Source organism: Pseudomonas sp. UBA2684, from assembly GCA_002354655.1.
In the GTDB taxonomy this organism is placed as follows: Bacteria; Pseudomonadota; Gammaproteobacteria; order Pseudomonadales; family Pseudomonadaceae; genus Aquipseudomonas.
The window spans coordinates 1-9,310 of the sequence record DELY01000044.1; the positions used below are offsets into that span (position 1 = coordinate 1).

General features: G+C 58.4%; 8 protein-coding genes and 1 tRNA gene. 3 read left to right on the top strand and 6 right to left on the bottom strand.

The window, feature by feature from the left end; genetic code table 11:
* A partial coding sequence (locus tag B3M58_RS14515; RefSeq protein ID WP_296220138.1) for a helix-turn-helix domain-containing protein occupies positions 1-181 on the top strand: 181 nt, incomplete at its 5' end.
* A 391-nt stretch (positions 182-572) separates the two neighbouring features.
* A complete protein-coding gene (locus B3M58_RS14520; protein WP_296220139.1) occupies positions 573-932 on the top strand; it encodes a hypothetical protein in 360 nt (119 codons plus the stop codon).
* Between the two features lie 1,151 nt (positions 933-2,083).
* Here B3M58_RS14520 and B3M58_RS14525 read toward each other — a convergent pair.
* A tRNA-Val gene (locus B3M58_RS14525) sits at positions 2,084-2,160 on the bottom strand.
* 185 nt (positions 2,161-2,345) lie between these two features.
* Here B3M58_RS14525 and B3M58_RS14530 point away from each other — a divergent pair.
* Positions 2,346-3,629, top strand: coding sequence for an NAD(P)/FAD-dependent oxidoreductase (locus tag B3M58_RS14530; protein ID WP_296220140.1), 1,284 nt, complete (start codon positions 2,346-2,348; stop codon positions 3,627-3,629).
* A 58-nt stretch (positions 3,630-3,687) separates the two neighbouring features.
* Here the strand turns inward: B3M58_RS14530 and B3M58_RS14535 are convergent, their stop codons facing one another.
* The 5 genes from B3M58_RS14535 to B3M58_RS14555 form a co-directional block, all read right to left on the bottom strand.
* Complete coding sequence (locus tag B3M58_RS14535) at positions 3,688-4,659, bottom strand: PA2778 family cysteine peptidase (RefSeq protein WP_296220141.1); 972 nt, start codon at positions 4,657-4,659, stop codon at positions 3,688-3,690.
* Entirely contained in the window at positions 4,644-5,042 is a 399-nt protein-coding gene (locus B3M58_RS14540) for a PA2779 family protein (protein ID WP_296220142.1), read from the bottom strand. Before B3M58_RS14540 ends, B3M58_RS14535 begins: the two co-directional genes overlap by 16 nt.
* A gap of 114 nt (positions 5,043-5,156) precedes the next feature.
* Positions 5,157-6,908, bottom strand: coding sequence for a hybrid sensor histidine kinase/response regulator (locus B3M58_RS14545; protein ID WP_296220143.1), 1,752 nt, complete (start codon positions 6,906-6,908; stop codon positions 5,157-5,159).
* Positions 6,892-8,055 (bottom strand): alcohol dehydrogenase-like regulatory protein ErcA, encoded by a 1,164-nt coding sequence (gene ercA, locus B3M58_RS14550; protein WP_296220144.1) that lies wholly within the window; start codon positions 8,053-8,055, stop codon positions 6,892-6,894. Before ercA ends, B3M58_RS14545 begins: the two co-directional genes overlap by 17 nt.
* Positions 8,056-8,180: 125 nt before the next feature.
* Positions 8,181-9,310, bottom strand: a 1,130-nt coding sequence (locus tag B3M58_RS14555; RefSeq protein WP_296220145.1) for an alpha/beta hydrolase family protein, incomplete at its 5' end; no start/stop codon positions are given.

The window sequence follows — 9,310 nt, forward strand, 5'->3', positions numbered from 1 at the left end:
TCCGGAATCAGTAGACCACTACACTAGCCACATGATAGAACCCCCTAAGTCTTATGCTAAACGCGGACAAGAAGATAACTCCCAGATAGCCAAAGAACTTAAAGCATCTGGTCTTAGCAATCGCAAGATTGCTGAGAAGATGGGTGTTACTCATAGAACGGTAGGACTATGGTTGAAGTAATAACTGGGTACTTTTAGCTAGAAGCCTCTAGCATAAAGTATCCACTTTCTCCTTGGCTGATTACTAAGCTACCAAGCCTAGTCATTCCTGCCAGCATGCTAAGTATCGACCTAAAGACCACCATCTAGAGAGAGAGAGTATTAGCTAGGAGATTCTTAGCCTAGGGTGAGGACCACCAAGAAATCCTCCTAGGTTACTCTTAAAATCAAAAGCAATGCCTCCGGCGGTTAGAAGCATGCATTAAAGAAAAGATCAAGAGCAAAGAAAGTCTGTTAGTAAATACCAATACGACATACCTCGCTTTTGATCTTCTTCTTTTAATGCAGGTTTCTGCCGCCGGCAGGCATGCTCTTGCTTCTCTTCTTTTCATTAAATTCATAGGAACAAACACATGAACATTCCAGAGAATGGAAAACAGAAATATGTAGAAGCTAGCTCTCATGTAGCACTAGCTAAAGAATGGGGGCTTTCTCTTGTACTGCTTGAGAATCATGCCAACGAACAAGGATGGGATAGAGAACATAAGCTCTATTGGCAGGATAGGGCTATTAGCATTCTCAAGCAGACTGCCAGTGAAGATAATCTAACAGCAGTTAAGGAGCTTCTTAAATCTATGGGCATCTCTAGACCTGTCGGACGTCCTAGCAAATCTGAGGTTGAGCGATACAAAGCTATCGAAGCTAGGATCGATGATGAACTTCAGAAGGACATAGACAGAATGAGGGCAGTCTCTCCACTTAAAGCTGTATAGAATAGTTATTTATTTACTTGGAGTAGGTGCATAGCAATAACTGAAGCCATACCACTTCAGTCATGCTCAGGATATACCTGATCGCCCTTTGCGGGTGCTTAGTGCGTCGCCACACTAGCCGTTCTTCTCAGTAGGCTTAGCCAGTCTGAGCCCAACTATTCGGTAGTGGTTCCCGCCCCTTACTCTTCTTCGCCTAAGGGGTTGGCGTGCTGATATACGATATTAGCTCTCGGGCCTCTACAAACTGTGGCGTAGTCCATCCTGCCTTCACCTGACCACCTAACCATTTAAGGCTTAGCTATCAAACTACTAACATTCCGGGGCCTGCTTCACAAGCCTACAATTTTTCATCTTTACAGATGAACAGGATCGTTTCCCTATAACGCTCAGATGGTATGTAGTCATGCCGAAGTGGTCAACTTCTTTTAAGGTGGCACGTCATGACAGCTATACGCCCCGCCCCTTCATGAGTCGCCGTCTCTAGATATGCATCAACACAATCCCTGTAAGACTTCGTGATAGCCAGATACAAAATGACGGCAGTGACGACCATAGCCACGGCTATCCACTTGCTCCCATCCCGAACCATCTCACGCCAAGCCATACCTTCCCCCCTAGCATCCTAATGGCAATGAGGCATACCTTAGCAGTAGCCGGGCAAGGCTGTTGCCAACCACATGGATTTCTCCTAGAAACTCTCAAGGTGCAATGTACTTATAAGCAGCCACCCATAACCCCCTCCCCTACCCCCCAGCAGTCGCCCCTGTAGATTTTCCACCTGCACACAGGCAAGCCCCCAGAATCACGCCCAAGGCTTGGGTGCTTCTCGCCCACTACTTAGGCACCCTGCATGAGCACACAGGGACTCCTGCACCCATCGTAGGCACGTAGCTCAGTTGGTTAGAGCTATGGCCATTGTGAGCTTGCGAGCAATGAGCACCACCTTCACTACGTGGGGCTATACCCTTGCAGATCAATAGCTTAGGTAGGGACGTTCACACTAGACCGGTGTGAATGGAGGGGATGCGTACACACGTTCACATTGCCCACTGTGAAAAGGGCCTGTAAGTTGTGAAGGTTTTCTAGGGGAAAACAAAAAGGGCAACCCTTTCGGATTGCCCCTCATGCACCGCGAACAGCGGCTTTCGATTTGGTAGGCACGATTGGACTCGAACCAACGACCCCCACCATGTCAAGGTGGTGCTCTAACCAACTGAGCTACGTGCCTACGATGGGTGCGCATTCTACGGAGAGCGGAAAAAGAGTCAACCCCTTTTTCCGCTAACTGCCTGAATAACTGAATTTTTTACTGTTCAGAGGAACGTTTAAAATTTTGCACAGGGCACTAGCCGGGCATTTTCAACTCGGGTAGCATCCGACCATTCGTAAAAAATAAAGAACAGAGGTTGCAAAATGGCGCACACGGCTTACCCACAATCCTATTACGCCGCTTCAGCCAATCCCGTTCCGCCACGCCCGGAATTACACGGCGAAGTCGAAACGGACGTATGCATCGTTGGCGCTGGCTACACGGGCCTCTCCACCGCCATATCGCTGCTGGAGAACGGCTTTAAGGTCTGTATCGTCGAAGCGGCCAAAGTCGGTTTCGGTGCCTCGGGCCGCAACGGCGGGCAGATCGTCAACAGCTACAGCCGCGACATCGACACCATCGAACGCACGGTTGGCCCCAAGCATGCCCAGCTACTGGGGCAGATGGCTTTCGAAGGCGGCCGGATCATTCGTGAGCGCATCGCCAAGTACAACATCCAGTGCGACTTGAAAAACGGTGGGGTGTTCGCGGCGATCACTGCCAAGCAGATGAACCACCTGGAGGCGCAGAAAAAGCTCTGGGAACGCTACGGCCATACCCAGCTAGAACTGCTGGATGGCAAACGCATTCGAGAAGTGGTGGCGACCGATAACTACATCGGCGGCATGCTCGACATGAGCGGCGGCCATATTCATCCGCTCAACCTGGCGCTTGGCGAGGCCGCTGCGGTCGAATCCCTCGGCGGGGTGATCTATGAACAGTCACCTGCCGTGCGTATCGAGCGCGGTGCCAACCCCGTGGTGCACACGCCTAACGGCCGCATCACAGCCAAGTTCGTAGTCGTCGCCGGTAACGCATACCTGGGCAACCTGATCCCGGAACTGTCGGCCAAATCGATGCCCTGCGGCACCCAGGTGATCACCACCGAGCCGCTGTCCGCTGAACTGGCGCAAAGCCTGCTACCGCAGGATTACTGCGTCGAGGACTGCAACTACCTGCTCGACTACTACCGTCTGACCAGCGACAAGCGCCTGATCTTCGGCGGCGGCGTGGTCTACGGCGCGCGCGATCCGGCCAATATCGAGGCGATCATCCGGCCGAACATGCTCAAGACCTTCCCGCAATTGAAGGACGTGAAGATCGACTACGCCTGGACCGGCAACTTCCTCTTGACCCTGTCGCGCCTGCCGCAGGTCGGTCGTCTCGGCGACAACGTTTACTACTCGCAAGGTTGCAGCGGTCACGGCGTGACCTATACCCACCTGGCCGGCAAGGTGCTGGCGGAGGCATTGCGCGGTCAGGCAGAACGCTTCGACGCGTTCGCCGAATTGCCGCACTACCCGTTCCCCGGTGGCCAGTTACTGCGCATCCCCTTCACCGCGATGGGCGCTTGGTACTACAGCCTGCGCGACAAGCTTGGGGTGTAGGCCAAGCGGAAAAATCAAAACGGCGCCTGATGGCGCCGTTGTTTATTGCCTGCCTGCGTCACTTAGCCAATGGACACACCGGCGGCAACGCACATTGCGTCGCCGCGCCAGCGGGTTGCGCGGCGTCTACGGCAAAGCGCGTCTCCTCTGGCGCCAGGCGCTGGGCACATACGCGCGCCTGTTGTGCCGCCTGACCGCAGCCGCGCTCGCCCAACACCTGCGACAGGTTGAACCAACCCGCGGCAAAATCCGGCTGCTGTGCCAGGCTTTTGCGCAAGGCCGTTTCGGCACCTGTGGCATCGCCACTGGCGTAACGGCTGTTGGCTAACGCAAACCAGCCCAGCGACTCGCCCGGCCACTGCTGCGTCGCCGTGTGATAAGCACGCTGCGCCGCCGCGGTTCGGCCGGTTTCTTCCAGATCGCTGGCAGCCTTGAGCCAGGGCCGCAGTTCAGCCTGCACCGGCAGTTTGTCCGCGGGCAAGGTCAGCACTGCCCAGCGGCCACCACGCGCCCAGGTTTTATCGAAACTGGTGAAATCGGTGAGCCAACGACGGGTGGTGCCCGAACGCAGAATCAAGGTGCGCTCGCGACGGTCATAACCGACCAATACCGCGAAATGCCAGCGTGGGTACCAGTCAAACGCCAGATTTTGCAGAACCAGCACCGGATTACCCGCGGCAACCTGCGCCAGCAGGGCCTCCAAGCGAGGCTCCACGGGGTAAACCAGCATGTCATGGGCCCGCGCTGCGGCAACCATTTCAACCTGTAGGCTACCTTCACGGCCCGGAATGAACACTCGATCCTTGAGCAAGCCGGGGCTGGTGACCACGCCGCGCTGGTTGAGCATGGTGGCCAGCGCCGCCGGCCCGCACTGATAAGCACTCTGCGCGAAAAACGGCACATCGCTCAGCTCAACCCGCTCGGGCAAGCGCGAAGTCTCCGGTGGTAACACCGGAGACTTCGCGCACGCAGCCAGCAAGAAAATTAAAGCGAGGGGAAGGAAACGTTTGTAACTCAACGATTTATGCATTTTACGAAACTGAAGATGTCGGTAGCGCAGAGTAGATCAGTAATGATGAAGATCACCAAGAACAACACGATGATGCCGATAATGCCGCCTGCCGGCGCTTCTTCCAGTTGCTGATTGAATTGCGCCAACTCTGCGCTGGTCAGGCTGTTGATCCGCTCTTCGACCTGCGTACGCTCAACCCCCATGCTCTGCAGCTTTTCCTGTACGCCCTGATCATCGAGCATGCTCAGCAACTGCTGACGATCAATCTGTTGCTGCTGCTCGGCCAGCACCTCGGCCGTACCGATCATGGCCGCATTGGCCATTGGCACCTGGGTCACCATCAACAGATGGAACACCGCCAAAATAGCGGCCAAGCGACGAAAAAATGAGTGTTTGAACATTGTAGTTATCTCCTCAATTGACCTTGGCCTAGACCGGCAGGCTGAACAAGGGTTCCTCAACAGCATAGACAATCGCCACGCGCGGGCGGAAACGCGTGCAGACTGCGCACGGCTTCACAAAGGGGCGTCGCGCAACATCTGGCTGAGCACCGCGCGCAACTTGCCGGGCTTCACCGGTTTATTGAGCAGCGGCACGCCCATGCGCTGCAAATCGCGGCGACATTGATCGCTGCGATCCGCAGTTACGATCACCGCCGGAATATCGCTGGCGAAGTGCTGCCGCAAATGCTGCACGACCTGGCAACCGACCACCCCGTTGTCGAGGTGAAAATCCGCCAGAATCAGATCCGGCGCCCGCCCGTCGAGTGCCTGCAAGGCCGCCTGTTGATCGACGGCGGTGACCACCTCGCAGCCCCACTGCTCCAGCAGGGCGGCCATGCTGTGCAAAATGCTCAGCTCGTTATCCAGCACCAATAAGCGCCGCCCCGGTAGCGGATCGCCAAGCGGCGTACGCATCAACGCGACAGCGGGCGCGTGGGCAGTGTGCTGCGGCGCCAGCGGCACCTGGATGCTGAACATCGAGCCCCGCCCTGGCTGCGAACGGACTGCAATCGGGTAGCCGAGAATCCGCGCGATCCGCTCGACGATCGCCAGCCCAAGTCCAACCCCTTTGCGCTCGGCGGCGCGCCCGACGTTCAACTGGTTGAACTCGAGGAAAATCGTGCCCAACTGGTCTTCGGGAATGCCCTGACCGCTGTCCCACACTTGCAGCTCCAGGTACTCGCCACGCTTGCGCGCGCCCAGCAAGATGCGACCTTGCTCGGTATAGCGGCAGGCGTTGCTGAGAAAGTTGCGCAGAATTCGCGTCAGCAGACGGAAGTCGGTGCTGATCGTGTAATGGCCAATGCGCACGTGCAGGCCCAGCCCCTCGGCCGCCGCAACCGGTTGAAACTCCGAGGCCAGCGGCGCGAGCAATTCATCCAGGCGATATACATCGATATCCGGTTTGATCGCCGCCTGATCCAGTTTGGAGATATCCAGCAAATCGGTGAGCAGATCCTCGGCGCCTTCCAGTGCCTGGTGGCTGCGCTCGACCAGATTGTGTTCGGCTACCGGCAAGCTGCGCTCGCGCAGCGTGGAGATCAGCAGGCGCGCGGCATTGAGTGGCTGCAACAGGTCGTGACTGGCCGCGGCCAGGTATTTGTCCTTGCTGCGGTTGGCGTCCTCGGCGGCATCGCGCGCTTCGCGCAACGCCTGCTCGATGCGTTCGCGCTCGACGATTTGCTGCTGCAGGTTGCGGTTGGCTTCCTGTAACTCGGCAGTGCGCGCGCTAACGCGCAGCTCCAGCTCGTCATTCAGCAGTTGCAAACGTTGCTGCGCCTGCTTGCGCTCGGTGATGTCGGCGACGAAGCCCTCGAACAGGCCATCCTCACCGGGTTTGAGCAACAGGTTCATCAATACGTCGATGACACTGCCGTCCTTGCGCCGCAACTGCGTTTCATAGCCAAACAGGCCAGGCTCACGCCCAAGCACCTGGCGAATATGCTCCAGTTCCTCGATGCCCCCGACGAACAGATAGCTGGCCAGCCCCGTCAGCGACCACAGCACTTCCTGCGGATCGTCATAGCCGAGCATTCGCGCCAGAGCCGGATTGGCCGCGCGAAAGCCTTCCTGCAGGCTGGCTTGAAAGATGCCGTGAACGGCATGTTCGAACATCCATTTGTAGCGGTTGCGCTCGGTTTCCAACTCTTCCAGGCGCGCCAGCAGCTCTGGGTAGTGGCTTTTGCGCGCCGAATGGCTGCCCAACCCCAGCAAGCCGGCCAGGGCATCGCTCTGGCTTTGCGGCGAATCAGAGTGCCTCGGCATAGACGACCTCAACGTCGCGCTGACTGGACTCCCGGGGGTTGGTCAGAATGCACGGGTCGCCCATGGCATGCCGCGACAGGAAGGGAATGTCGGAGTTACCGACGCCATGCAGGCCAAGGGTTTCGTGGAAACCGACAGCGTGCTTGAGGGCGATCAGGTGTTCGACCAGGCGTTGGCAAATCTGCTTGTGATTGAGGCCGCGGCAGTCGATGCCAAGGGTTTCGGCGATCACCTTGAAACGATCCGGCGCAGCGCTGTAGTTGAACGCCACCACATGCTCGACCAACACCGCATTACACAAGCCATGCGGCAAATCGAGAAAGCCGCCGAGGCTGTGCGACATGGCATGCACCGCACCGAGAATCGCGTTGGAGAACGCCAGCCCGGCCTGCATGCTGCCGAGCATGATCTTCTCGCGCAGGGCAATCTCGTGCGGATTGGCGATCATCTGCACCAGGTTGCCGTTGATCAGGCGCATGGCTTCCAGCGCATGGGTATCGGTCAGCGGCCCGCTGCCGGTGGAGACGAACGCTTCGATGGCATGCACCAACGCATCGATGCCGGTACAGGCGGAGAGGAACGGGTCCATGCTCAGGGTGGTTTCCGGGTCGATCAACGACACATCCGGCACCACCGCCTTGCTGACGATGGAAAATTTCATCCGTTCCTGCTGGTTGGAGATGATCACGAACTGCGAAACATCCGCCGAGGTGCCGGCCGTGGTCGGGATCAGGATCAGCGACGGGCTGGGCACGCGAATGGTGTCCACGCCCTCGAACTCAAGAATGTTGCGGCCATGGGCGACGACGATGCCGATGCCCTTGGCGCAATCCATCGGGCTACCGCCGCCAATCGCGACAATCACGTTGCAGTTGTGCGCACGGTAGATTTCCGCGCCGTGCATCACCTCTTCCACCCGCGGGTTCGGCGACACCTGGGTGTACAGGCAATAGTCGATACCTTGCGATTGCAGGCTGGCTTCGACGTCGGCGACCCAGCCGGCCGCCACCACGCCGGGATCGGACACCACCAACACCTTGCGCGCCCCGAAGGTGCTGGCATAGTTGGCGACATTGTGCCGGCAACCGGCGCCAAAAATGATTTCCGGTGAAACGAATTTACGCAGTTGGCTTAACACTTGGCTCATACAACGGCCTGTTCTTGTTGTTATCGAGGGTCACAGGCCAGCCTACTGCATTCCCGGGTTAATGCAATTGCACCATCGCATGATGGCAAAGCCCCTGGCCAGGCAGGTTCAGGCCTGTGTGCGGGTTAAAGCAACTGGCGATAAAACGCCAGTTCGCGCGTCAGGGCATCGGCCAGGTGCACGGCCTGACGAAAGCCGTGACGCTCGTCGGCATATAGGTGGTACTCCACCGCCAAACCACGCCCACGCAGGGCCTCGACCATGCCTTCGGTTTGCTCGGGCAGCACCACCGTATCCAATCCACCCTGGAAGAAAATCACCGGCGCTTCGATCCTCGAAGCATGCAGCAACGGCGTGCGCGCCCGATAACGCTCGGCATCCCGCACAGGGTCGCCGATCAGCCAATCCAGATAATCCGCTTCGAACTTGTGCGTGACCCGGCGCAGGCTCAGCGGGTCGCTGACCCCATAGAGACTGGCGCCAGCGCGGAACACCGGAGTGAACGCCAGCGCGCAGAGTGCCGTGTAGCCACCGGCGCTGGCGCCGCGAATAAAAGCGCGCGCCGGATCGATCAGGCCGCGCTCGGTCAGATGGCTGACCAGCGCGCAGGCATCTTCCACGTCGATCTCGCCCCAGGCTTCGTGCAGGCGCATGCGATAGGCACGGCCGTAGCCGGCGCTGCCACGGTAGTTGAGATCGGCCACGGCGAAACCGCGCTGGGTCCAGAACTGGATACGCGGATCGAACACCGGGTAACAGGCCGAGGTTGGTCCGCCGTGCAGGAACACCAGCAAAGGCGGCCGTTCATCGACCGGCGCGCGATACTGCTGGTTATGCGGCGGGTAGAAAAATCCATGGCAGCTTTCTCCGCCGCTGAGAAACAGCAGGCGCTGCGGCGACGATACCTGCGCAGCCGGCAAGGTCGAATCCGCACCGGCGAGAACCCGAGCTTGATGCGTGGCACGGTCGATCGCCAACACCACGCTGCCGCGCTCGGGCGAGGCGGCAAGCGCATAGAAGTACCGCTGATCGGCGGCCAATTGGCGGAAACGGCTGTAGCCATAAGCCAGGCGGTGCTCGCAGGCACTGTCCAGGGCCCGCTCGGCGAGCAAGGCAAAGCCGCCATCGAACCAGCTCAGCAGAAGCGCTTCATCCGCCAGCGGCAGGTAATTACGCGCGCCCAGTTGCCAGGGCGCGCCGGCATGATCGGCGGCGCTGCAATGCAAGGCTTGCAGCGGCCCCGCCAGCGACTCGC